Origin of the sequence: Sphingomonas sp. Leaf10, assembly GCF_001421245.1 — a bacterium.
Lineage (GTDB): Bacteria > Pseudomonadota > Alphaproteobacteria > Sphingomonadales > Sphingomonadaceae > Sphingomonas.
The window spans coordinates 53,398-77,498 of sequence record NZ_LMKE01000013.1 but is presented as its reverse complement, the minus strand read 5'-3'; the positions used below and the strand labels follow the sequence as shown (position 1 = coordinate 77,498).

Sequence of the window (24,101 nt, the reverse complement as noted above, 5' to 3'; positions counted from 1 at the left end):
TGACGTTGCTCTATGCCGTCGCCATCGCCTGCTGGGCAGGGGCGGTGTGGCGGGTGTTCCCGACGCCGCTGGCGCTGGCCGCGCTGCTGCCCGGCGCGCTGCATTTGGTTTGGCAGGTTGCGACGTTGCGGCCCGCAGAGGGTGCGAACACGCTGCGGCGGTTCCGCTCGAACCGTGATGCCGGGTTGCTGATCTTCCTCGGCCTGCTGGTGGTGGGGCAGGCGGCATGAGCGTTGCCGTCGCCGCTTCGGCTTCCCATCTGCCGACCATGCTGACCCCGTCCCAAGCCGTCGATCGTGCCCATGCTGCCATGGACCTTGCCAAGCGGCACGGCGCGGATGCCGCCGATGCGATCCTCGTCGCCGATACCGCCTTGTCGGTGTCGGTGCGGCTGGGGCAGCTCGAGGATGTCGGCCGGTCGGAGGGCAGCGAACTGGGCCTGCGGGTGTTCGTGGGACAGCGATCGGCGAGCGTGTCGACGTCCGACCTGTCCGACAGTGGGCTGGATGCGCTGGCCGAGCGGGTGGTGGCGATGGCGCGCGCCGCGCCCGAGGATCGCTGGGCGGGCCTCGCCCCGGCCGAGCGGCTGCTGCACGGCGCGCCGCCGCTGCTCGACCTCGACGACGGTGGCGACGTGCCGCCACAGGCGCTGCGCGAGGCGGCGCTGGCGGTCGAGGATGCAGCGCGGGCAGTGCCGGGCGTCAGCAATTCGGAAGGGGGATCGGCCGGCTATAACCGCGCCGTCGTCGCCTTCGCCACCAGCCATGGCTTTGCGCAGGGCTATGCGGTGACCAGCCACGGCATCTCGGCCAGCGTACTGGCGGGCGAGGGGGCGGGGATGCAGCGCGACCATGCGCATCATTCGGCGCGGCACCGCGCGATGCTGGAGGACCCGGAAAGCGTCGGTCGGCGCGCGGGCGAGCGCGTCGTTGCGCGGCTCAACCCGGTGGGACTGGCGGGCGGGGCGATGCCGGTGGTGTTCGATCCGCGCGTCGGCGGCAGCCTGATCGGGCATATCCTCGGCGCGATCTCCGGCCCGTCGATCGCGCGCGGTACCAGCTTCCTGCGCGACTGTCTGGGCCATGCGATCCTGCCGACCAACCTGTCGATCATCGACGACCCCCACCGCCCGCACGGGCTGCGCGCGCGGCCGTTCGATGGCGAAGGGTTGCCGGTGTCGCCGATGGCGTTGGTCGATCATGGCGTGCTGGAGACGTGGCTGCTCGACAGCGCCTCGGCGCGGCAGCTCGGGCTGGAGCCGACCGGCCACGCTTCGCGTGGGCTGAGCGGACCGCCGGGGGTGACGACGGGCAACGTCCATCTGGCGGGCGGAACGGGCACGCGCGCGGCGCTGATCGCCGATATCGAACGCGGCGTGCTGATCACCGAACTGATCGGGCAGGGCGTGAACGGCGTCACCGGCGATTACAGCCGGGGGGCGTCGGGCTTCCTGATCGAAAGCGGCGAGGTGACGCGGGCGGTGTCGGGCATCACCATCGCCGGCAATCTGCGTCCGATGCTGGCGTCGCTGACCGCGGCGGGCGATCTGGAGCATCGGCAGGGCGTCAACGTGCCGACGCTGCGGGTCGATGGTATGACGGTGGCGGGTGGCTGACGCCGCGCTGCTCGAACAGGTAACAGCGATCACCGCCGAGGCGGCGGCGCTGGCGCATGCGCGCTGGCATGGCGATTTCGCGACATGGGAAAAGGCGCCGGGCAACCCGGTGTGCGAGGTCGACCTGACCGTCGACCGCCTGCTGCGCGACCGGTTGAGTGCGTTGCTGCCCGAGGCGGGCTGGCTGTCGGAGGAGACCGCCGACGACGCCGTGCGGCTGGCGAGGCGGCTGGTGTGGATCGTCGACCCGATCGACGGCACCCGCGACTATATCCGCCGGCGCGACGGCTGGGCGGTGTCGGTGGCGCTGGTCGAGGACTGCCAGCCGGTACTGGGCGTGCTCGACGCCCCGGTCCGGCAACAGCGCTGGACAGCGCGGGCTGGCGGCGGGGCGTGGTTGAACGGTGCCCGGCTGGCGGTCAGCACCCGCAGCGACTTTGCCGGCAGCCGGACCCCGGTCGACGCGCTGCCCAAGGCGGATCGCGATTTGCTGATGGTGGCCAAGCCCAATTCGATCGCGCTGCGCATGGCGATGGTCGCGGCGGGCGAGGCCGATTTCCTTGCCACGATCCGCTGGGGCAATGAATGGGACGTGGCGGCGAGCATCCTGCTGGCCCGCGAGGCGGGGGCGACGGTCACCGACGCGATCGGGCGCAAGCTGCGCTTCAACCAGCCAAGGCCACAGTTCTTCGGGGTGATGGCGGCGGCACCGGGCATCCATGCGGCGGCGGTGGAACGGCTGCGCGAACGGGCGATCGTGGCGTTGGGGAAACGGTAGGCCGGATCAGGCGCCATTCATCGGCGTTGTGCCAGGGCGATGGCGATGCAAGCGACACTTCCCGAACGGACGCGGATCGGTGCGATGGGGGTGACCGTCGTGCTGCATGTCCTGCTCGGCTGGGCGTTAATCGTCGGGCTGGGCGTCGATGTGCCGCGGGTGGCGCAGAATGCGCTGGCGACGTTCGACATCCTGCCGCCGCCGCCCGATCCACCACCCCCGCCGCCGGTCCCGCAGGTCGTGCGGCAGGGGCGGCCCGAGGGGCGGGCGGCACCGCCCAATATCCGGTCGAAGGCGACCGAGATCGTCGCGACGCCGCCGGTCGTGCCGCTGCCGGTGTCGCCGCCCGTCGTCACCGCGCCGGTTGCCGGGCCGGGTAACAATGCCTCGTCGGGCGCGACCGATCGGGTCGGGCCGGGGACCGGTGCCGGCGGAGTCGGCAACGGCCTTGGCAGTGGCGGTGCGGGGGATGGCGATGGCGGCGGCGAGGGCGACACGCCGCCCGAGCAGATCGGCGGATCGTTGCAGGGTGCGCGGTTGCCGCCCGAACTGGCGGAGGACGGTTTCGAGGGGACCGTCGAGGTTGATTACGTCGTCGAGCCCAATGGGCGCGCCACCGACTGTCGCATCCGCCGGTCGAGCGGCAATCGTGCGATCGACATCGCGACCTGCCGTCAGATCGAGCGGGCGTTCCGGTTTCGCCCGTCGCGCGACGCGCAGGGGCGGGCGGTGCCGTCGGTGATGGTGCAGCGGCATGACTGGGACGTCGAGCGCTACTGATAAGATTGGGGTTTTTGGCCAAAGGTCACAAAGGTCACACTTGCGGCGTGTTTGCATGGTGCGGTTTTCGTGATTGATTGAAGCTTGCGGGACCAACTCCCCTCCCTGACAGGCGCGAGGTCGGGGGTAGGTAGGCTTTTCATAACAAGCACCGGCTCCCCCTCAGACCGACCCACCCCCAGCCCCTCCCTTGTCAGGGAGGGGAGTGAGCCGGTTGCGAGCACTTGTCCGAACGTGGATTGGTTACAGAAGTCCAGTCGGTGATTGATCGAGGATGAGAAAGAGCGCGAAAGAGGGTACGGGTCGCGGGTAGCTGTAGGAAAGCGAAAGTGATGTCGCCGGAGCAGCGTCGCCCAAAAGGCCGAAAATGATCCGTCGCGTGCTTGTTCTGTTGCCCGTTTTGGCCATGAGCGGTTGCGGGTCGGCGCCTCCGTGCTCGACCGAAATCGTGCACAAGGCATTTGATCGGGGCAGTGACCGATATGCATTGGTCGAAGCGCGCGACTGCGGTGCAACGACGGACACGGCGACGATCGTGAAGCTTGGCCGTTCGATCCTTCCAACTGACACGCTGACTGAAGTATTCGTTGCCGACAGTGATCATGGCGCGACCGATTTGCAACGGGCGGGCAACATCGGGATCAGCGTAGTCTGGCCGCGGCCTGGCGTCCTGTCGATCGCCGATGCGTCCAAGGCGCGTGTCTTCCGACGCGAGCCATCCGCCGAAGGGGCGTCGATTACCTATATTGCCAGCGATCCGCTGATTCTGCCGTCGGTACCCTGATAAACGGCGTCACTCCTCGCCCTGATATTTGATCTGCAGATACCGCTCTCTCGTCGCCAGACTATCAAGATCGCCCTGCGCTAGATGTTGCGTCATCGCGGCGATTTCGCCGTCGATGATGCGCAGGCCATCGACCAGTTGCTGGTCCGGCGTGCGGCCGTTGCGCTCGACGCGGCGCAGCGGTTCGGGGACGCGGTTGTAGCCGCGGATGAGTTCGGGGAGTTGTTCGCCGACCAGCTTGCGAACTTCGGAAGCCGCCATCGGTTCGTCGTCGCCAAGCGTGGCGAGTTGCGCCGACAGCGTGTCCAGCTTCACCCCGATCGCGTCGGCGAGGCTGACGGCGGGGGCCGGCAAAGCGGGGCGCTGCGTCGCCAGCCAGCGTTCGGTCTGCGACGGGAGCGACTTGATCGGGGCCTGCACCAGTTGTTCGACCGCGACGGGGCGCGTGACCGGGAGGGCCGCGAACAGCAAGGTCGCGGCGATCAGCAGCGTCACCACCAGCAGCGCGCCGCCGACGCCCAGCGGCACGAACCAGCCCAGCACCAGCGCGGCAATGAGGATCGCGCCATCGGCCAGCGCGATGCGACCGAGGCGGCGAAGCACCTCAGCCTCACGCCTGCGCCGGGCGCGCGGCGCGACCTGTCCGTGGCGTTCGCGCGCGCGCTCCAGCGTCAGGCTGGCACGTTCCAATACCTCGTCGCTGCGCGACATGAGCCTACATCGCCTCCAGCTTGAACGTCTCGCCCTGACCCGAGGCATTTTGCGACGCGCCCTCGGCCCGGGCGATGTAACCCTTGGACTTCTCGACCTCGTTGCCGAGCGTGTTGATGGTGGTCTTCATCGAATCGAGCGCCTTCAGCTTGAAGGTGTCGATCGCGTCCATCGTGTCATAGACATTCTGGAACGCGCGCTGAAGCACTTCGACCGGGATGGTCGAGGCGGCGGCCTGTTCGTGGATCGTCGCGGTCTGCGACCGCAACAGCTTGCCGGTCGAATCGATGATGTTGGCGGTGGTGGTGTTGAGCGCGGTGATCTGTTCGAGGACCAGCTTCTGGTTGGTCAGCGCCTGTGCGACCGTCACCGCGGTGCGCAGCGCGCCGACCGTGGTGGTGCTGGCGCGGTCGACGCCCTTGACCAGCTCGACATTGTTTTTCTTGACCAGATCGAGCGCGAGATAACCTTGCACCGTCACCGCCATCTGCGTCAGCAGGTCCTGGCTGCGCTGGCGGACATAGAAGAGCGCGGTCTCGCGGATCGCCTTGGCCTTGGCCGGGTCGCTGTGATCCAGTTCGTCGGCCTTGTCCTCCAGCTTCGCGTCCATCTCGCGCGAGAGGTAGATCATCTGTTCGAGACGACCCATCGCGGTCCACAGGTTCGCGCGTTCGGTGTCGATGGCGGCATTGTCCATCAACAGCTCGTCCTTGCCCGATTGCAGACGCTTCAGGATCGAGCCGATGTGGCTCTGCGCGGATTTATAGCCGTCGAAATAGTCGCGGACCTTGCTGCCGAACGGGATCATGCCGAACAGCTTCTTCGGCTCGAGCAGATTGCCCTGCCGGCCGGGATCGAGATCCTCGATCGTGCGGCGCAGTTGCGCCAGGTCGGCGCCGACGCCCGATTCCTGGTCCATCGCGCGGACGGGGCGGTCGAGGAAGCGGTTCGACTGGCCGGCGGCCTCGCGGATTTCGCGCGCGCCAAGGTTGCTGATCGCGTCGACGCGCTTGCCGAATTCAGGCGAGTTCACGTCCTGCGCGACAAGTTGATCGATGAAGTCGTCGACGCGGGTCTGCAATTCACTCTTCTTGACGTCGTCCACGGGCACCAGCCCGGCCGCCTTTGCCGCAGGGACCGTCGGCACCGGATCGGGCGGGGTCAGCACCAGCGCGGGTTGTTCAGTCTGCGTCGCCATAATTCCTCCACGTCGTCCGCCGGGTGATGCCATGCGGACGCGGTATCGTTCAACTGTGCTATTTATGTAATACACGTTTGGGGTGCAAGGTCGCGAATTCGCCAGAAGAAGGAAGAAGGTGGTTCGCGCAGAGGCGCAAAGGCGCAAAGAGGTCGCGATCGGGGTGAACGCGCGCGATCGGGAGACGAGTAGTTACGTTTAACCGAAGAAGGCAGGCCGCTGGCGCGGATGAAGTCGCGCCAAGCGAACCCTCTCTGCGCCTCTGCGCCTCTGCGCGAAAATTCTTCTTCTTCCCATGCTGCAACGCAGCACGGAGGGGACTTCCGGTTTCGCAGGAAATGCGCTAAGCGCGCGGCCAATTGCACTCCCGCATGATCCAGGAAATACCATGAGCCTTCGCAACGTGGCGATCATCGCCCACGTCGATCACGGCAAAACCACGCTCGTCGATCAGTTGTTCCGTCAGTCCGGCACGTTCCGCGACAACCAGCGCGTCGAGGAACGCGCGATGGATTCGAACGACCTCGAAAAGGAGCGCGGGATCACGATTCTCGCCAAGCCGACCTCGGTCGACTGGACCCCGCCGGGCAGCGATGAATCGATCCGCATCAACATCGTCGACACCCCCGGCCACGCCGATTTCGGCGGCGAGGTGGAGCGCATCCTGTCGATGGTCGACGGCGTCGTCCTGCTGGTCGATTCGTCCGAAGGCGCGATGCCGCAGACGAAGTTCGTGACCGGCAAGGCGCTGGCGCTGGGCCTGAAGCCGATCGTGGTGGTCAACAAGGTCGACCGCAGCGACGCGCGCATCCAGGAAGTGCTGGACGAAGTGTTCGACCTGTTCGTGTCGCTGGACGCCAACGACGAACAGCTCGATTTCCCGGTGCTCTATGCGTCGGGCCGCAACGGCTATGCTTCGACCGACATGGACGCGCGCGAAGGCACGCTGATCCCGATGTTCGAGACGATCGTCGCCCATGTGCCGCCGCCCGCACTGGAAGTGGACAATGTTCCGTTCACCTTCCTCGTCACGCTGCTCGACCGCGACAACTTCCTCGGCCGCGTGCTGACCGGTCGCGTCAATTCGGGCACGATCAAGCTGAACCAGCCGATCCACGCGCTGGATAACGACGGCAACGTCATCGAAACGGGCCGCGCGTCCAAGATCATGTCGTTCCGCGGGCTGGAGCGCGTGCCGGTCGACGAGGCGAAGGCGGGCGACATCATCTCGCTGGCCGGGCTGGCCGTCGCGACCGTCTCGAACACCATCTGCGATCCGCAGGTGACCGAGCCGCTGCATGCGCAGCCGATCGATCCGCCGACGCTGTCGATGCGCTTCGCCGTCAACGATTCGCCGATGGCGGGTCGCGAAGGCACGAAGGTCACGTCGCGCATGATCCGCGACCGCCTGTTCCGCGAAGCCGAATCGAACGTCGCCGTGAAGGTGACCGAAGCGGCCGATCGCGACAGCTATGAAGTCGCGGGTCGCGGCGAATTGCAGCTGGGCGTGCTGATCGAAACGATGCGCCGCGAAGGGTTCGAACTGGGCATCTCGCGTCCGCGCGTGCTGTTCGGCGAGGACGAGGACGGCAAGAAGACCGAGCCGTACGAAACCGTCATCATAGACGTGGACGAGGAATATTCGGGCACGGTCGTCGAGAAGATGAACCTGCGCAAGGCCGAGATGACCGACATGCGTCCCTCGGGCGGCGGCAAGACCCGCATCACCTTCTCCGCCCCGTCGCGCGGCATGATCGGCTATCATGGCGAGTTCCTGTCGGATACGCGCGGCACCGGCATCATGAACCGGCTGTTCGAGAAATACGGTCCGCACAAGGGCCAGATCGAAGGCCGCAAGAACGGCGTGCTGATCTCGAACGGCGCCGGCGAAGCGCAGGGCTATGCGCTGGGTCCGCTCGAAGAGCGCGGCATCCTGTTCGTCGGGCATGGTGAAGCGCTGTATGAAGGCATGATCATCGGCGAGAACGCCAAGACGGACGACCTAGAGGTCAATCCGATGAAGGCGAAGCAGCTGACGAACTTCCGCGCATCGGGCGGCAAGGACGACGCGATCCGCCTGACCCCGCCGAAGAAGATGACGCTGGAACAGGCGATTGCGTATATCGACGACGACGAAATGGTCGAGGTGACGCCGAAGAACATCCGTCTGCGCAAGCGGCACCTCGATCCGCACGAGCGGAAGAAGGCGAGCCGGGCCAAGGCCGCGGCTTAAGCCCGGCCGAGCCGAACAAGGCTCGCCCGGCCGGCCTCGCCAAGGCGAGGACCGACGACGTGGCTTCGCCACGTCGGGCCAAGAAAACTGCCCCGGAAGCGATTCCGGGGCAGTTTCGCATTCACCGCTACCCGGTGCTCAATCGACCGGAGCCGGTTCCTTCAACAACGGGATGATTTCGCGGTTCAGATCGTCCAGATCCAGTGCGCCAGCCTTTGCGTAGCGGACGACGCCACGGCGATCGATGATATAGTTGGTCGGAACGGCGGTCGGGCTGCCGGACATGCCCTTGATGCGTTTGGCGGGCGTGATGGCCAGCGTTGCGAACAGGTTCTTCATCTTGTGGACCGGGACCGACCCTTCGGTCGTGATCGCGAACACCTGCATCCGGTGTTTGCGCACCTGCCGGTAATAGCCGTCGAGCAACGGCAGCTCGACCCGGCACGGCACGCACCACGTCGCCCAGAAATTGATGATGACGACTTCGCCGCGGTGCTCGGCCAGCGTCGTCTTCGTCCCGTCGACCAGTGTCAATTCGATGGGCGGTGCCGGCTCACCGACCTTCAGTTCCCTGGCACCGGCCGGTGTCGCCGCCAGCATCGCGGCGGCGAGCGGCAGCAGCATGTTCATACGCATGTTCGAAAGTCCCCCCGGACGGCAATCTTCTCCGGCACGACGAGCGCGTCAAGCGGGACTATAGTAGCAGCCATCCCGCCGACGCCCCGACCAGGACGATCAGCGGCGTCACCCAGCCGCCCTTCAGCCGCCATGCCATCGTCAGCGCGCCCGCGAACAACAGGGCGCCGATCAGCGCATCGACCCGCTCGCCGGTCGCCAGCGCCAGTTGCACGAAGGTCGCGGCGATGATGCCGACGACCGCCGCCGCGACCCCGGTCAGCGCGTGGCGTAGCGACGGCGCATCGACGATCCCCTCCAGCCGTTCGAAGAAGATCAGCGAGAAGGCGAAGGCGGGCAGGAACATGCCGAGCGTGATTGCCAGCGCGCCGGCCAATCCCCCGGCGACATAGCCGACAAAGGTCGCGAAGATGACCAGCGGCGCAGGGATCACGTTGGCGAAGGCGACCCCGTCGAGGAACGTCGCATCGCCGATCCAGCCGCGCCCGACCGTGTCCGCGCGGACATAGGGGATGGCGGTATAGGCACCGCCGAAGGTCAGCAGCCCGCCCTTCAATCCCGCGACGAACAGTGCAAGGACAGTCAGCGGCTGCGCGACCGATCCGGCCGGGGCAGGGGCGGCAAGCTGCATCGCGCCGATCGCGGCGACGATGCCGGCGACACCGATCACGACCGCCAATGCCGGGCGGGCCATCGCCGCATAGACCGCGCCACCGACCAGCAACGGTATCCAGAACGGTACGCCGAGCAGCGTCGCGGCCGCCGCGGCAACCGCGATGCCGCCGAGCAACCGGTCCTCGATCACATGCTGCCCGATCCGCACGACCGCGCGCAGGATGACGGCGAGGATCACCACCTGGATACCGAGCAATATCCCGCTGAAGCCGCCGCTCTCCTGCATGAAGGTGACGTAGAGCCAGCCGACCAGCAGCATCAGGCAGAAGCCGGGCAGCATGAAGCCGAGGCCGGCGAGCAGCCCGCCGATCCGTCCCCGCGCGAGTACGCCGAAATGGACGCACAGTTCATGCGCCTCAGGCCCGGGCAGTACCTGCAACACCGCAAGCAGGCGGTTGAACCGCGCCTTGTCGATCCAGCCTTCCTCCTCGACCAGCGCCTGTCGCAGCATCGCGATCTGCGCGACCGGCCCGCCGAACGCGAGACAGCCGAAGCGCAGGAATTTGAGGAACAACGGGATCAGGCCGATTGCCGGCGGACGAGACGGTACGGCAACTTCCATGGACGAACGCTCCCAAGACCGCGCGGACGCGGCCGGTGGAGCGGAACTTGGACGAACCCGTCTGAACGGGCGTCCGCGCTGGCCCGTATGCGCAATCCACACCGAGTGGGGTACGAAGTCAAGATCGCCCCCTCGCATGGGGGCGCGGGCGCTGCTATCTCCCGCCCATGCCTCATCTCTATCTCGTCGACGGCTCCGGCTATATCTTTCGCGCCTATCACCGGCTGCCGCCGCTGACCAACCAGCATGGCGAGCCGGTGGGTGCGGTCTATGGTTATACGACGATGCTGTGGCGGCTGGCCGATGCGCTGCACAAGGCCGATGGGCCGACGCATATGGCGGTGATTCTCGACAAATCGTCGAAGACGTTCCGCAACGACCTGTACGACCAGTATAAGGCACACCGGCCGCCGCCGCCCGAAGACCTCGTGCCGCAGTTTCCGATGATCCGTGATGCGACGCGTGCCTTTTCGATCCCGTGTATCGAGGAAGAAGGGCTGGAGGCCGACGACATCATCGCCTGCTATACGCAGGCGGCGCTGGCGGAAGGGTGGGCGGTGACGATCGTCAGTTCCGACAAGGATCTGATGCAGTTGATGACCGATCCGTCGGTCGACATGCTCGACACGATGAACAACCGCACGCTCGGCCCCGACCATGTGCGCGAGAAGTTCGGGGTGGGGCCGGAGCAGTTGGGCGACGTCCTCGCGCTGATGGGCGACAGCGTCGACAATGTGCCGGGCGTGCCCGGCGTAGGGCCGAAGACCGCCGCGAAGCTGATCGCCGAGCATGGCAATCTTGAAGCCGTGCTCGCCGCCGCGCCCGACATGAAGAAGGGCAAGCTGCGCGACAATCTGATCGAACATGCCGACAATGCCCGGTTGTCGAAGGTGCTGGTGACGCTGAAATGCGATGGCGGCCTGCCCGAACCGCTCGATGCGCTGGCGATGCAAGGGATACCCGAGGCGCCTTTGCGCGCCTTCCTCGAACATCATGGCTTCCGCACGCTGCTCACCAAGCTGGCGACGGTCGCCGACGAGCCGGTGGCACCGGCGGCGGCGCCGGTCGCGCAGGATGAGGAACCGTCGTGCGACCATGATGCCTATGAAACGGTGGTGACGCAGGAGGCGCTCGACCGCTGGGTCCAGGTCGCGCGGCATCAGGGCTGGGTGGCGATCGATACCGAGACGACGGGGCTGGACGCGACGCGTGCCGAACTGGTCGGGATCAGCATGGCGTTGCATCCGAACCTCGCCTGCTATGTGCCGATCGGACACGGTGGCACCGACATGTTCGCCGAGCGTCCCGAGCAATTGTCACGTGAGACGGTGTTGGCGACGCTTAAGCCGTTGTTCGAGGACGAGAGCGTCCTGAAGATCGGGCATAATCTGAAATACGACATGATCGTGTTGTCGCGCGCCGGGGTCGACGTCGCGCCCTATGACGATACGATCGTGATGAGCTTCGACCTCGACGCCGGGCTACACGGGCATGGTATGGACGAACTGGCGGCAACGCACCTCCAGCATAGCTGCATCGCGTATAAGGACGTGGTGGGGACGGGCAAGAAGCAGGTCGGCTTCGGCGAGATCGATCTGAAGACCGCGACCCGCTATGCTGCCGAGGATGCCGATGTGACGCTGCGGCTGTGGCGGCGGTTCAAGCCGCGCCTGCCGTACGAACAGGCGACCAAGGTCTATGAGATGGTCGACCGGCCGCTGGTCCGCGTGATCGCCGATATGGAGACGGCGGGGATCAAGGTCGATGCGCAGGTGCTGGCGCGACTGTCCGAGGATTTTTCCACGCGGATTGCCGCGCTGGAAGGCGAAATCCATGAACTGGCCGGACTGAAATTCACCATCGGGTCGCCGAAGCAGTTGGGCGACGTGCTGTTCGTGACGCTGGGGATCAAGGGCGGGCGCAAGGGCAAGTCGGGCGTCTATTCGACCGACGTCAACGAACTGGAGCGGATCGCCGCCGACAAGGATTCGCCCGGCGCGGTGATCGCGGCGAAGGTGCTCGACTGGCGGCAGCTGACCAAGCTCAAGAACACCTATACCGACGCGTTGCAGGCGCAGATCAACCCGGCGACCGGGCGGGTGCATACGTCGTACAGCCTGACCGGTGCGCAGACCGGGCGGCTGTCGTCGACCGATCCAAATCTGCAGAACATTCCGATCCGGACCGAGGTCGGGCGGCAGATCCGCGATGCGTTCGTGGCGGAACCGGGCAATGTCATCCTGGCGGCCGACTATTCGCAGATCGAGTTGCGACTGGCGGCGCATATCGCCGACGTGCCGCAGCTGCGCGATGCGTTCGAACGCGGCGACGACATTCACAGCATCACCGCGCAGGAACTGTTCGGCGAGGTCAACCGCGACACGCGCGGACGTGCCAAGACGATCAACTTCGCAATCCTGTACGGCATCAGCCGCTGGGGTCTAGCCGGGCGGCTGGACGTGAGCGCGGAGGAGGCGCAGGCGATGATCGATCGCTATTTCGACCGCTTCCCCGGCATCAACCGCTATATCGCCGAGACGACGCAGAGCGTGCGGACGACCGGCTTCACCACGACGCTGTTCGGGCGCAAGACGCATTTCCCGCGCATCAAGTCGAAGGTGCAGCACGAGCGGCAGGGCGCCGAGCGCGCCGCGATCAACGCTCCGATCCAGGGGACCAGCGCCGACATTATCAAGCGGGCGATGGCGCGGATGGGGCCGGCACTGGCAGAAGCCGGGCTGGGTGAGGTGCGGATGTTGTTGCAGGTGCACGACGAACTGGTGTTCGAACTGCCCGAAGCATTGGTCGAGGCGGCTACGCCGGTGATCCGGCGGGTGATGGAGAGCGCCGCCGAGCCGGTGGTGCAACTGTCGGTGCCGCTGGGCGTGGAGATCGGGACGGGACCGAGCTGGGGCGCGGCGCATTGATGCCGCGCTCCGACCGGTCAGGTCGGAGCGTCGCTCACCGCCCCTTCGCTCGCAGCCAGCGGTCGATCTGCGCAATTTCCTGCTGCTGCGCTTCGATCACCGTCTGCGCCAGCTTGCGCACCTCCGCGTCCTTGCCGTGCGCCAGTTCGGCACGGGCCATCGCCACCGCCGCGACGTGGTGGACGCGCATCTGTTGCATGAAGTCGACATCGGCATCGCCGGTAAAGGGCGGTGCGTCGGTCATCATCGCCGTCATCGATTGCTTGTAGGCGCGGGTCGCTTCGGTGTCGTTCGGGGCGGCGTGCATTGCGTCGCCATGCGGGTCGGGTGCGCCGTCGGTCTGGTAGCTGGTCGCGGGTGGTTGGCCACCGCACGCGGTCAGCGCGAGCGCGCCGAGGATCAGGGCAAAGGGCTTCATCGTGATTCTCCAACCGTCCCGAACAGACGCGCCCCGCCGCCCGATCGTTCCAACCGTTGCCGCCAAGCCGCACCCCGCGCCCAAAGCGCAACAGGGGGCTATGGTCCGCCGTCGCCCTCGCGTATGACGCGGTGATGATCCAGCCCCCGCGCGCCGCATGACCGACGCGCCGACCCAGCCCTCCGACGATATCGCCGCACTTGCCAAGGGCGGGCGGACGAACGTGTTCGGATTCGTCCTGCGGCTGGTCGCGCGGTTGCCGTTCCTGTTCATCGCCGGTCGCATCTATGGCCCGGAAATCGTCGGGCGGTTCGCGCTGGCGGTGTTGGTGGTCGAACTGGCGGCGCTGGTCGCGACGCTGGGGCTGAAGCGCGGGCTGGCGCAGGCGTTGTCGTCGACCGACCGGCCGCATGCGCATGTCGTGTGGGACGCGCTGGCGGTGGCGTTCATCCTGTCGGTCGCGGCGAGCGCGGTGCTGTTCGTGTTTCCGCAGATCATGTACCCGAACAGCCAGGTGATCGGGTTCGAACGGCTGCTGCCGCTGATCGTATTCGCGATCGCGTGGTCCGACGTCAGCCTGGCGGCGCTCGCCTACCGCCTGAACGTCAAGGCGGCGGTAACCGCGCGGGCGGTGATCGAGCCGTGGACGATTTCGATCGCCGCGTGGGCGCTCAGCTACTATTCGACGCGCGACGGGCTGATCATGAGCTATGTGCTGTCGATGGCGGCGGCGCTGGCGGCATCGATCGTGCCGTTCATCCGCAGCTATGGCCTGCCCTATGGCTGGTCGCCGCACCTGCGGCCGATGCTGGCGCTGGTGAAGCGCAACATGCCGCTGGCCGGGGCCGACGCGATCGAATGGGGTACGCGCAACGTCGACCGCTTCATCCTCGGGTTGTTGTTCGGGCCGGCGATCGTCGGCATCTACTACATGGCGCAGCAGGTCGCATCGCTGCCACAGAAGCTGAAGACCAGCTTCGATCCGGTGCTGGGGCCGGTCATCACCCACAGCCTTGCCGCCGGGGACAAGCCGGCGGTCGCGCGGCAGGTGCGGCAGGTCGGTTTCTGGATCATCACTGCGCAGGCGGCGCTGGCGCTGGCGGGCAGCATCCCGGCGACCGGGGTGATGGGCGTGGTCGGGCGCGAGTTCGTCAGCGGGGCGGGGGCGCTGTCGTTCCTGCTGATCGCCGAGGTGCTGGCGGCAAAGGGTGCGGTGTCGGAAGCGGCGCTGGTCTATATCGCGCGGCACCGGAACCTGATGATTTCGATGGGGCTGCTGACGTTCCAGGTGGTGCTGAGCTTCGCGCTGGTCGCGCTGATGCGCGGACTGGCCCTGCCGCAAAATTATGCGGCGGTCGGACCGGCGATGGCGCTGTCGATCTCGGTCGCGCTCGGCTCGGTCATCAAGTCGGGGCTGTTGTCGAAGCTGCTGGGGGTCAGCGTCCGCGATTTCCGGCCGGCGTTCGTGTGGGCGGTGCTGGCGGCGGCGGTGGCCGGGTCGCTGATCATGCGGCTGCCGAAACGCTATGAATGGGCGGAATTGCTGTTCGGGATCCCGATCATGCTCGGCATCTATTTCGCGGTGCTGTGGCGCTGGGCGTTCCGGCCCGAGGACAAGGCACTGTTCCACAAGAGCGCTGCGGCGAGCGAGGCCAATATTCCGACGGATCGGTACAAGGTTTAGCGATTGTATCGTGGCCGAGAGCCGTTCGTGCTGAGTAGGGGCTGAGCGCAGTCGAAGACCCGTATCGAAGCACCTGTGGCGGTCCTTCGATACGCCCTTTCGACTTCGCTCAATGGCTACTCAGGATGAACGGTTCGGGAATGCTTAAGGGTGGTTCGCAACCCACTTACCGGAACGGCGGTTCGTTGAACGCGCGGAGCTTGCGACTGTGCAGGCGGGCGCCTTCCTGCCGCAGTTGTTCGCACGCTTCGATGCCGATGCGCATATGTTCGTTGATCGCGCGTTCGTAGAAGCGGTTGGCCTGTCCGGGCAGCTTGAGTTCCCCGTGGAGCGGCTTGTCCGAGACGCACAGCAACGTGCCATAGGGGACGCGGAAGCGATATCCTTGCGCCGCGATCGTCGCCGATTCCATGTCGATCCCGACCGCGCGCGACAGCGAGAAGCGCAGCGCCGATCGGCTGAAGCGCAATTCCCAGTTGCGGTCGTCGGTGGTGACGATGGTGCCGGTGCGCAGCCGTTTCTTCAGTTCGTCGCCCGACTGGCCCGACACGATCTCCGCCGCGCGGGCCATCGCCACCTGCACTTCGGCGATCGCCGGCACGGGGATTTCGGGCGGAAGGACGTCGTCGAGGACATGATCGTCGCGCAGATAGGCATGGGCGAGGACATAGTCGCCGATCCGCTGGCTGGGGCGCAGGCCGCCGCAATGGCCGATCATCAACCATGCCTCGGGCCGCATCACCGCAAGGTGATCGCAAATCGTCTTCGCATTGGACGGGCCGACGCCGATATTGACCAGCGTGATGCCGGTGCCGTCCGCCGCGACCAGGTGATAGGCCGGCATCTGGTGCCGCCGCCACGCGCTGTCGCTGACCATGCGTTCGGCGTCGTCCTCGGCCGTCGCCAGCACGCCGCCCGCCCCCGACAATGCGGTGTAGCGGCTGGGGGTGCCATCGGCGGCAGGCTTCAGCTGCTCACCGGCCCAGCGGACGAATTCGTCGACATAGCGGTGATAGTTGGTGAACAGCACATAGCGTTGAATATGTTCGGGCGGGGTGCCGGTGTAATGGCGAAGGCGCGCCAGCGAGAAATCGGTGCGCAATCCGTCGAACAGCGCCAGCGGACGGCTGTCGTCATGCGCCGCCCACAGGCCATCGGCGATCTCGTCGCCGATATGCGCCAGTTCGGTCGCTGGGAAGAAACGCGCCAGTTCAGCCGCCGATACCGCGTCGAGACTGAGCGCGTGACCGGCGTCGAGGACATAGGGGAAGGGGATTTCCTGCCGACCGCCGACCGCCTCGACCGTGACGTCGTGATTGGCGATCAGCAAGTCGAGTTGTTCGGTCAGATAGGCGGCGAACATCGCCGGCTTGGTCACGCTGATCCGATATTCGCCTGGCGTGTTCAGCCGGCCATAGGCGCGTGAGGGCATCGGCCGGTCGCTGCCGCCGCGATAGGTCAGGCGGATTTCGGGATAGGCGAACGACCCATCGACCCGCGACGAGGAGGGCGGCGGCGTACCATCGGTCAGGTAACGGTCGAGGGCGGCGCGCAGTCGCGCCACGGAAGCGGTGTAAAGCCGATCAAGTTCGGCAACGATATCGGAAGCCTGCGTCATCGACCATGGCTAAGGCGTTCGGCCGTAACAGGTCAAGACCCGGCGCACGCCGTGTGCACCGGGTCGTAACGGTCAGGTCGCGGAGGACGGCACCTTCGGCGTGGCATCGGCTTCGCGCTTCTTGTCGATCAGCTTCGATGCGCCAAAGGCTGCGCCGGCAATCGCGGCGGCGGCACCGGCGACGATCGCGGCGGTGGCCGCCGGATGGGCCTTTACCGTCTCGGCAGTCGACTTGGCGGCATCGGTTACGGCATCGCGCGACTTGGCGGCGGCGTCGCTCACGCTTTCCTTGGCCGACGCATAGGTCGCCGAAGCCTTTTCGGCAAAGCTGCCCGAAGCCTCGGCGACGTCGTTGCTGACATCCTTGGTAGTCGTCGAGTTGGTCATGACGCTTCCCTTTCCCGTTCGATATGGTTGCGTAACCACTTATCAACCCGGGAGAAGCCGACCGGTTCCGACATCCGCATATTGGAACCGGCCAACCGCGTCAGATCGAAGCGAGCAGGTTTTCGGCCGAGCTGACCTTGAATTCGCCCGGTGCCTCGACATGCAGCGCTTCGACCACGCCGTCATTGACCAGCATCGCGTAGCGTTTCGACCGGATGCCCATGCCAAAGGCCGAGCCGTCCATGTCCAAGCCGGTCGCCTTGGCGAAATCGGCGTTGCCGTCGGCCAGCATCGTCACCTTGTCGGTCGCGTCGCCCGCCTTGGCCCACGCACCGAGCACGAAGGCGTCGTTGACGGCGGTGCAGGCGATTTCGTCGACGCCCTTGTCACGGAATGCCTGCGCCTGTTCGACGAAGCCCGGCAAATGCTTGGCCGAGCAGGTCGGGGTGAAGGCACCGGGGACCGAGAACAGCGCAACGCGCCGGCCGGCGAAGAAGTCGCCGGTCGACACCTGATCGGGGCCGTCGGGGGTCACCTTGACCAGCTTGGTGTCGGGCAGGCGGTCACCGATCTGGATCGTCATCATCTTCTCCGAAAAATTCGTTGCGCAACGATACGCACGGGCGGAGCGTGGGAGCGGTCTCGGCCGTTTTCAAGCATGGCGCCCGGACCATCGGGCGATTAGAGCGGGTTGTGACCATAGGGAGGCATCGTGACGGAGCCGATTTTGGTTCAGGGCAAGGAGCGAGGAGCGGAGCGATGCTTAGGCATCGTGACCGACAAGCGACTCCGCCCTGGGCCGAAATCGGCCCGCCGCAAAGCGGTTGCCCTGTCGCGTCCGCCGGCTGCGTCGCGACACGGCAATCACGACGCCTCCCTATGATCACAACCCGCTCTAGCGTCGGATGACCATGGACCAGACCCGATTCCTGACCGGACAGATATTGCTGGCAATGCCCGGCATCGGCGACCACCGGTTCGACCACGCGGTCATCGCGATGTGCAGCCATGACGCCGATGGGGCAATGGGGGTCGGGATCGGCGATACGATCGAGGGGCTGTCGCTGCACGCGCTGCTGGCACAACTGGAGATCGATCCGGGCGCGGCGCCCGACGTGCCGATCCATCAGGGTGGCCCGGTCGAGACGCGGCGCGGCTTCGTGCTGCACGATGCCGGCTGGGGCGGGCAGGATACGATCGACGTCGCCGGCAAATGGGCGCTGTCGGGATCGGTCGACGTGCTGCGCGCGATCGCGGCCGGGACCGGGCCGGAACGGTTCCTGATCGCGCTCGGCTATGCCGGCTGGGAGGGCGGGCAGCTGGACGCCGAAATGTCGCGGCACGGCTGGATGAATGTCGATGGCGATGCCGCCCTGTTGTTCGACGTGCCGACCGCGCAGCGCTGGCGGTCCGGGTTCGACCGGGCGGGGATCGATACGCGGCTGCTGTCGCCGGGGGCCGGCACCGCCTGACAAGACTTTGTTAGGGACGAGCCGCTAGCTTCGCGGCTATGTCTCTATCGTCCGTACTGTGGGAAGCCGTGAAGCCGACGCTGTGCGTAACGGCGTTCAGTTTTTCGGTCATGACGGCGATCGAGTTGCTGGCACCGCGCGAACGCCATTCGCTGCGCGGACGGCTGCCGGGCGTGTTGTTCTGGGCGATCTGGTTGACGATCAGCGGCATCGCCTATGCCGGTTTTCGCACCCTATGGAGCGCGATCGGGATTCCGCCGTTGCTGACGCTGCCGACCGGAGCAGGGTGGGGCGGACCGGTGGCGTGGGTGGTCGCGCCGATCGTCGGGGCCGCGATCTACGATTTCTTCTTCTATTGGTGCCACCGCGCGCAGCATCGCTGGCTGTGGCGCTATCACGCCGTGCATCATTCGATCCGCGAGATGTCGGTGGTGAACGCGTTCCACCATCCGATCGAACCGTTTATCCAGATCCTGCTGATTGCGATCCCGACCAGCCTGATCGCGTCCGAAGCGGGGCCGGTGGTGCCGGCGATGCTGGTCCTGATGCAATTGCAGGCGGCCTTCATCCACAGCCCGAGCCGATGGCATCTCGGCCCCCTGTCGCGGCTGCTCGTCGACAATCGCTTCCATCGCATCCACCATTCGGTCGAGCACAAGCATTTCGACCATAATTTCGGGGCGTTCACGACCGTGTGGGACCGGCTGTTCGGCACGGCATGGATGCCGGCGCGCGACGAATGGCCGGCGACCGGCATTGCCGAGGTCGACCAGCCACGGACGCTGCATCAATGGGTCACGCTGCCGGTCGCCTATGACCAGGCGGTCGCCGTCGCAGCGCGACGTCCGGACCTGCCCGATCGGATATAAAGAAATCTTTATATTTGCGTTTCGCCCGGTGGGTGGGTAGAGGCGCAGTCATCCGCCACGGGCGCGCCCGTGGCACAGCTCCAGGAGTATCCATGGCTACCGCCATCGCCGACAAGCAGACCGATTACGTCATTCGCGACATCGCCCTTGCCGATTTCGGTCGCAAGGAAATCGAGATCGCCGAAACCGAGATGCCGGGCCTGATGGCGCTGCGCGAGGAGTTCGGTGCGTCGCAGCCGCTGAAGGGCGCGCGGATCACCGGGTCGCTGCACATGACGATCCAGACCGCGGTGCTGATCGAAACGTTGACCGCGCTGGGTGCCGACGTCCGCTGGGCGACGTGCAACATCTTCTCGACGCAGGACCATGCCGCCGCCGCGATCGCGGCCAAGGGCATTCCGGTATTCGCGATCAAGGGCGAGAGCCTCGCCGACTATTGGGACTATGTCGGCGACATCTTCAACTGGGGTGACCAGACCGCCAACATCATCCTCGACGATGGCGGCGACGCCACCATGTTCGCGCTGTGGGGCGCGAAGCTCGAAGCCGGCGCAACGCTGGGCGAGCCGGAGAATGAAGAAGAGGTCGAGTTCCAGCGCGCGCTGAAGGCGTTCATCGCGAAGCGTCCGGGTTACCTGACCGAGACGGTCAAGAACCTGAAGGGCGTGTCGGAAGAGACGACGACCGGCGTCCACCGCCTGTACGAGATCGCGAAGAAGGGCGAGCTGCCGTTCCCCGCGATCAACGTCAACGACAGCGTCACCAAGTCGAAGTTCGACAATCTGTACGGCTGCAAGGAATCGCTGGTCGACGCGATCCGTCGCGCAACCGACGTGATGCTGGCCGGCAAGGTCGCCTGCGTCGCGGGCTTCGGTGACGTGGGCAAGGGCAGCGCCCAGTCGCTCCGCAACGGCGGCGCGCGCGTCATGGTCACCGAAGTCGATCCGATCTGCGCGTTGCAGGCGGCGATGGAAGGTTTCGAAGTCGTGACGATGGAGGAAGCGGTGACCCGCGCCGACATCTTCTGCACCGCGACCGGCAATGCCGACGTCATCACCGCCGATCACATGAAGGCGATGAAGCCGATGTCGATCGTCTGCAACATCGGCCACTTCGACAGCGAGATCCAGATCGCCGCGCTCAGCAACTATGAGTGGGACGAAGTGAAGCCGGGCACCGACCTGGTAAAGTTCCCCGACGGCAAGCAGATCATCGTGCTGGCCAAGGGGCGCCTGGTGAATCTCGGCTGCGCGACCGGCCACCCGTCGTTCGTCATGTCGTCGTCGTTCACCAACCAGGTGCTGGCGCAGATCGAACTGTGGACCAAGGGCGACAACTACAAGAACGAAGTCTATGTCCTGCCCAAGCACCTCGACGAAAAGGTTGCGGCGCTGCACCTCGAAAAGCTGGGCGTAAAGCTGTCGTCGCTGACCCCGAAGCAGGCCGCCTATATCGGCGTGCCGGTCGAAGGACCGTTCAAGCCGGATCACTATCGCTACTGATCCCAGCCGATCGTTAGCGTGGAAAGGGCGGGCATCCGGGAGGGTGCCCGCCCTTTTCATTGCTGGCATATGGCGGCGTGTTGCTATCCTACAACACGCAGGCGCAAAAGCGCGGCACAGAGGAGCATCTCCGGCGGCCGGCGGTTGGATGTGCGCGTGGAAGATGTAACGGCAGAAGCATACGCACAACTCGGAAAAGGGGTCCGAACATGAAACAATCCACCTCGCGCTGGCAATTGAGCGCCGCTCGCGGCGTGATCGCGCTAACCGCCTTGCTGGCCGCAGCGTCGGCCGGCGCGCAGGAAGTGTCGACCGAAGCAGCGCCGTCGCGCGACGATCGCAACATTCCCATCCCATCGGATCCTGCCGCACAGAGCGCCGCCGATGCGAGTGACGGGCAGGAAATCGTGGTGACCGGTTCGCGTTTGCGTCGTCCGGACTTCGATACGCCGAGCCCGGTCATCAGCCTTGGCGCCGCCACGATCCAGCAGTCGGGCACGACCAACATCACCGATTTCCTCGCGCAGCTTCCGGCGCTGCAGGGTTCGACCACATCGGCGGACACGGCAGGCAGTGGTGCCGGGATCGGCGGTGCGGGCCTCAACCTGCTCGACCTGCGCAACCTTGGCACGCAGCGCACGCTCGTCCTGATCGATGGTCGCCGGCAGGTGGCGTCGGTACCGGGCAGCCAGGCAATCGATATCAGCACCATCCCGTCGGATCTGGTGCAGCGCGTCGACGTGCTGACCGGCGGTGCATCGGCGATTTATGGCGCCGATGCGGTGACCGGCGTCGTCAATTTCATCCTACGCAAGGACTTTGAGGGGGTGACCGCCCGTGGGCAGGCCGGCATCTCGGAATATGGCGATGCGGGGAAGCGGTTGATCGCGATCACCGCCGGCAAGAATTTCGGTGACGGGCGCGGCAACATCGCTGTCGCCTATGAATATGGTGATGAAAGCCGGCTGAAGACCCGCGACCGCCGGTATCTGCGCGGGACCGAACAGGTCGGCTTCTTCACCAATCCCGCCGATCCCGATGGCGAGGACAATGGCGTCCCGGACAACGTTCCGCTGAACAACATCCGTTATTTCGACACCGCACGGCAGGGCGGCATCGATGTCGACTTCGATGGCTTCCCCGACTTCATCGTCGACGGAGGCCGGCTGGTCGCCTTCGATCCGGGTACTTATGTACCGGAAGCGTATCAGCAGGGTGGCAATGCGACGCTGGTGTCCGATTTCGGCAACGATCTGCTTCCCGAAATCAAGCGCCACAACGCCAACGCCATTGCCCGGTTCGAATTCAGCCCGGCGTTCGAAGTGTTCGTCGAGGGCAAGTATGCGCATAGCACCGCCTACACGCTCGGGCAGCCGTCGTTCGATTTCAACCTGCTGATCCCGGCCGACAATCCTTACCTGCCGGCTGGTCTGCCGACGCTGGTCAACGGTGGCGTTCTGGTGACGCGCGACAATTTCGATATCGGGCAGCGTGGCGCGACGATCGCTCGTGAGACGATGCGCGGCGTCAGCGGTGTCCGCGGCGCGGTGACTCCTAACGCAAATTACGAACTATCCTATACCTGGGGACAGTCGCGGATTGAGAACCGGTATGTGAACGACGTCTACGACGATCGTTATTATGCGGCGATCGACGCGGTACGCGGTCCTAATGGACAGATCACCTGCCGGGTCAACGTCGACCCGAGCTGGCGTCCGAACCAGCCGTACAACTCGACCCGCCAGCGGTTCCAGCCGACCACCTTCGCACCCGGCGAGTGCGTTCCGCTCAACCTGTTCGGCGAAGGCGTCGCCAGTCAGGCCGCCTATGACTTCGTCCGCGCCAACACCACCGATCGGTCGACGCTGCGCCAGCAGGTGGTCACCGGATCGCTGTCGGGCGACACCGGCGCGATCTTCAAGCTTCCGGGTGGTCCGGTCAGCTTCGTGCTGGGTGGCGAATATCGGAAAGAGGAAAGCGCGTTCCGTCCCGATCCGATCGCGGCACGCGGGTTGACCTTCACTAACGCACTCGGTGCGACACGTGGCGAATTCGACGTGAAGGAAGGATTCGCCGAACTCGGTGCGCCGTTGCTGCGCGACGTTCCGTTCTTCCACCGCCTGACGTTCAGCGCGGCATTGCGCCTGTCGGACTATTCGACGATCGGCGGGACCACGACGTGGAAGGTCGACGGCACCTGGGCACCGATCCGCGACATCACGTTCAACGGCACCTATTCGAAGGCGGTGCGTGCCCCGAACATCGGCGAGTTGTTCAACGGCCGTTCGCAGACGTTCCAGTTCATCACCGACCCCTGCAATCTCAACCAATTGCAGAACGGAACCGAGTTCCGCCGGGCGAATTGCCAGACGTTGCTCTCCGGCCTCGGTGTGGCGAATCCGGCGGCGTATCGTGACACGCGATCCTCGAACATTCCGGGCTTTTCGGGCGGCAACGCCAATCTGAAGGAGGAAGAGGGCACGACCTGGACCGCCGGCGTCGTCGTCCAGCCGCGCTTCATTCCCGGCCTTACCGTGCGTGGCGACTGGTACGACATCAAGCTCGCTGGCGCGATCAACACCGTGACCTCGGCACAGCTGGCGCAACTCTGCGTGGATCAGCCGACGCTGGACAACGTATTCTGCCAATCGATCACGCGCACCAACGTCGCGGTCGGGAGCGCCCAGCCGGGTAATATCGTCGGCTTCAACGTCGGTCCGCAGAACGTTGCCGGGTTCAACACCGCCGGCCTCGACCTGAACGTCAACTACCGGCTCGATACGGCGAAGGCTGGTACTTTCAACCTGCGCTTCATCGGCAACTATCTCGACAAGCTGGAGTTCATCGGCACGCCCGGCGCGCCGATCACCAACCGTCGTCAGGAATCGGCGTTCCGCGCGCCGAAGTTCACCGCGACCGCCGATCTGACCTGGTCGCTCGACAATTTGACGGTGAATTACGGGATCAATTTCCTCGACAAGACGCTGCGGTACAGCAATCAGACCACCGACAATAATCCTGACGTCGTTGCCCCTGAGTACAAGTACATCAAGCAGGTTTGGCAGCACGAACTGTATCTGGCGGTCGACGCGACCGATAATTTCCAGTTCTATGGCGGCGTCAACAATCTGTTCGGGCAGCGTCCCGACCTGGCGGACAGCAGCTATATTCAGCAGATCGTCGGTCGCTACGTCTTTGCCGGCGCACGCGTTAAGATGTGATACCGACGCGGCGGACCGCAACGGTCCGTCG

The 24,101-nt window shown here is 65.6% G+C and carries 19 protein-coding genes and 1 pseudogene; 12 read left to right on the top strand and 8 right to left on the bottom strand.

Features of this window, described 5'->3' with window-relative positions; all coding sequences use genetic code 11:
• The 5 genes and pseudogenes from ASE59_RS20705 to ASE59_RS10980 form a co-directional block, all read left to right on the top strand.
• Nucleotides 1–230 (top strand): annotated as a pseudogene (locus ASE59_RS20705) (4-hydroxybenzoate octaprenyltransferase); the annotation flags it as partial.
• 38 nt (nucleotides 231–268) lie between these two features.
• Complete coding sequence (locus tag ASE59_RS10995) at nucleotides 269–1,615, top strand: TldD/PmbA family protein (protein ID WP_056456021.1); 1,347 nt, start codon at nucleotides 269–271, stop codon at nucleotides 1,613–1,615.
• The gene (locus tag ASE59_RS10990) at nucleotides 1,608–2,393 is read left to right on the top strand and encodes a 3'(2'),5'-bisphosphate nucleotidase CysQ (protein WP_056456019.1); all 786 of its coding nucleotides are present in this window, start codon (nucleotides 1,608–1,610) and stop codon (nucleotides 2,391–2,393) included. Before ASE59_RS10995 ends, ASE59_RS10990 begins: the two co-directional genes overlap by 8 nt.
• A 45-nt stretch (nucleotides 2,394–2,438) precedes the next feature.
• Nucleotides 2,439–3,173, top strand: coding sequence for an energy transducer TonB (locus ASE59_RS10985; protein WP_082458322.1), 735 nt, complete (start codon nucleotides 2,439–2,441; stop codon nucleotides 3,171–3,173).
• 367 nt (nucleotides 3,174–3,540) lie between these two features.
• Nucleotides 3,541–3,957: a hypothetical protein gene (locus ASE59_RS10980; RefSeq protein ID WP_056456017.1), complete on the top strand. Its 417-nt coding sequence runs from the start codon at nucleotides 3,541–3,543 to the stop codon at nucleotides 3,955–3,957.
• Between the two features lie 9 nt (nucleotides 3,958–3,966).
• Here the strand turns inward: ASE59_RS10980 and ASE59_RS10975 are convergent, their stop codons facing one another.
• Complete coding sequence (locus ASE59_RS10975; protein ID WP_056456014.1) at nucleotides 3,967–4,668, bottom strand: hypothetical protein; 702 nt, start codon at nucleotides 4,666–4,668, stop codon at nucleotides 3,967–3,969.
• Nucleotides 4,669–4,672: 4 nt separating this feature from the next.
• Entirely contained in the window at nucleotides 4,673–5,866 is a 1,194-nt protein-coding gene (locus ASE59_RS10970) for a toxic anion resistance protein (RefSeq protein WP_056456012.1), read from the bottom strand.
• Between the two features lie 388 nt (nucleotides 5,867–6,254).
• Between ASE59_RS10970 and typA the strand changes: the two genes are divergently transcribed.
• Nucleotides 6,255–8,099 carry a translational GTPase TypA gene (typA, locus tag ASE59_RS10965; protein ID WP_056456010.1) on the top strand — a complete coding sequence of 615 codons (1,845 nt, stop codon included), beginning with the start codon at nucleotides 6,255–6,257 and terminating at the stop codon, nucleotides 8,097–8,099.
• 138 nt (nucleotides 8,100–8,237) lie between these two features.
• On the opposite strand, the gene ASE59_RS10960 is transcribed toward typA, so the two are convergent.
• Nucleotides 8,238–8,735: a TlpA family protein disulfide reductase gene (locus ASE59_RS10960; protein WP_056456008.1), complete on the bottom strand. Its 498-nt coding sequence runs from the start codon at nucleotides 8,733–8,735 to the stop codon at nucleotides 8,238–8,240.
• 58 nt (nucleotides 8,736–8,793) lie between these two features.
• Nucleotides 8,794–9,972, bottom strand: a complete 1,179-nt coding sequence (gene chrA / locus ASE59_RS10955; RefSeq protein ID WP_056456006.1) for a chromate efflux transporter — start codon at nucleotides 9,970–9,972, stop codon at nucleotides 8,794–8,796.
• Between the two features lie 167 nt (nucleotides 9,973–10,139).
• Here chrA and polA point away from each other — a divergent pair, with 167 nt between their 5' ends.
• On the top strand, nucleotides 10,140–12,899 hold the full coding sequence (polA, locus tag ASE59_RS10950; RefSeq protein WP_056456004.1) for a DNA polymerase I: 2,760 nt from the start codon (nucleotides 10,140–10,142) through the stop codon (nucleotides 12,897–12,899).
• 34 nt (nucleotides 12,900–12,933) lie between these two features.
• Here the strand turns inward: polA and ASE59_RS10945 are convergent, their stop codons facing one another.
• Complete coding sequence (locus tag ASE59_RS10945; RefSeq protein WP_056456002.1) at nucleotides 12,934–13,317, bottom strand: DUF305 domain-containing protein; 384 nt, start codon at nucleotides 13,315–13,317, stop codon at nucleotides 12,934–12,936.
• A gap of 157 nt (nucleotides 13,318–13,474) precedes the next feature.
• On the opposite strand from ASE59_RS10945, the gene ASE59_RS10940 reads away from it, so the two are divergent.
• A complete protein-coding gene (locus ASE59_RS10940; RefSeq protein ID WP_056456000.1) occupies nucleotides 13,475–15,001 on the top strand; it encodes a lipopolysaccharide biosynthesis protein in 1,527 nt (508 codons plus the stop codon).
• 166 nt (nucleotides 15,002–15,167) lie between these two features.
• On the opposite strand, the gene ASE59_RS10935 is transcribed toward ASE59_RS10940, so the two are convergent.
• The 3 genes from ASE59_RS10935 to ASE59_RS10925 form a co-directional block, all read right to left on the bottom strand.
• Nucleotides 15,168–16,619, bottom strand: a complete 1,452-nt coding sequence (locus ASE59_RS10935) for an AMP nucleosidase (RefSeq protein WP_056455998.1) — start codon at nucleotides 16,617–16,619, stop codon at nucleotides 15,168–15,170.
• Between the two features lie 72 nt (nucleotides 16,620–16,691).
• Nucleotides 16,692–17,006, bottom strand: a complete 315-nt coding sequence (locus ASE59_RS10930; protein ID WP_056455996.1) for a hypothetical protein — start codon at nucleotides 17,004–17,006, stop codon at nucleotides 16,692–16,694.
• Nucleotides 17,007–17,106: 100 nt separating this feature from the next.
• Nucleotides 17,107–17,589, bottom strand: a complete 483-nt coding sequence (locus ASE59_RS10925; protein WP_056456435.1) for a peroxiredoxin — start codon at nucleotides 17,587–17,589, stop codon at nucleotides 17,107–17,109.
• Between the two features lie 328 nt (nucleotides 17,590–17,917).
• Here ASE59_RS10925 and ASE59_RS10920 point away from each other — a divergent pair, with 328 nt between their 5' ends.
• From ASE59_RS10920 to ASE59_RS10905, 4 genes are all read left to right on the top strand, one after another.
• Nucleotides 17,918–18,478, top strand: a complete 561-nt coding sequence (locus tag ASE59_RS10920) for a YqgE/AlgH family protein (RefSeq protein WP_056455994.1) — start codon at nucleotides 17,918–17,920, stop codon at nucleotides 18,476–18,478.
• Nucleotides 18,479–18,516: 38 nt separating this feature from the next.
• Complete coding sequence (locus tag ASE59_RS10915) at nucleotides 18,517–19,347, top strand: sterol desaturase family protein (protein ID WP_082458270.1); 831 nt, start codon at nucleotides 18,517–18,519, stop codon at nucleotides 19,345–19,347.
• A 92-nt stretch (nucleotides 19,348–19,439) separates the two neighbouring features.
• Nucleotides 19,440–20,849: an adenosylhomocysteinase gene (gene ahcY / locus ASE59_RS10910; protein ID WP_056455990.1), complete on the top strand. Its 1,410-nt coding sequence runs from the start codon at nucleotides 19,440–19,442 to the stop codon at nucleotides 20,847–20,849.
• Between the two features lie 209 nt (nucleotides 20,850–21,058).
• On the top strand, nucleotides 21,059–24,070 hold the full coding sequence (locus tag ASE59_RS10905) for a TonB-dependent receptor plug domain-containing protein (RefSeq protein ID WP_056455988.1): 3,012 nt from the start codon (nucleotides 21,059–21,061) through the stop codon (nucleotides 24,068–24,070).
• Nucleotides 24,071–24,101: the final 31 nt, after the last annotated feature.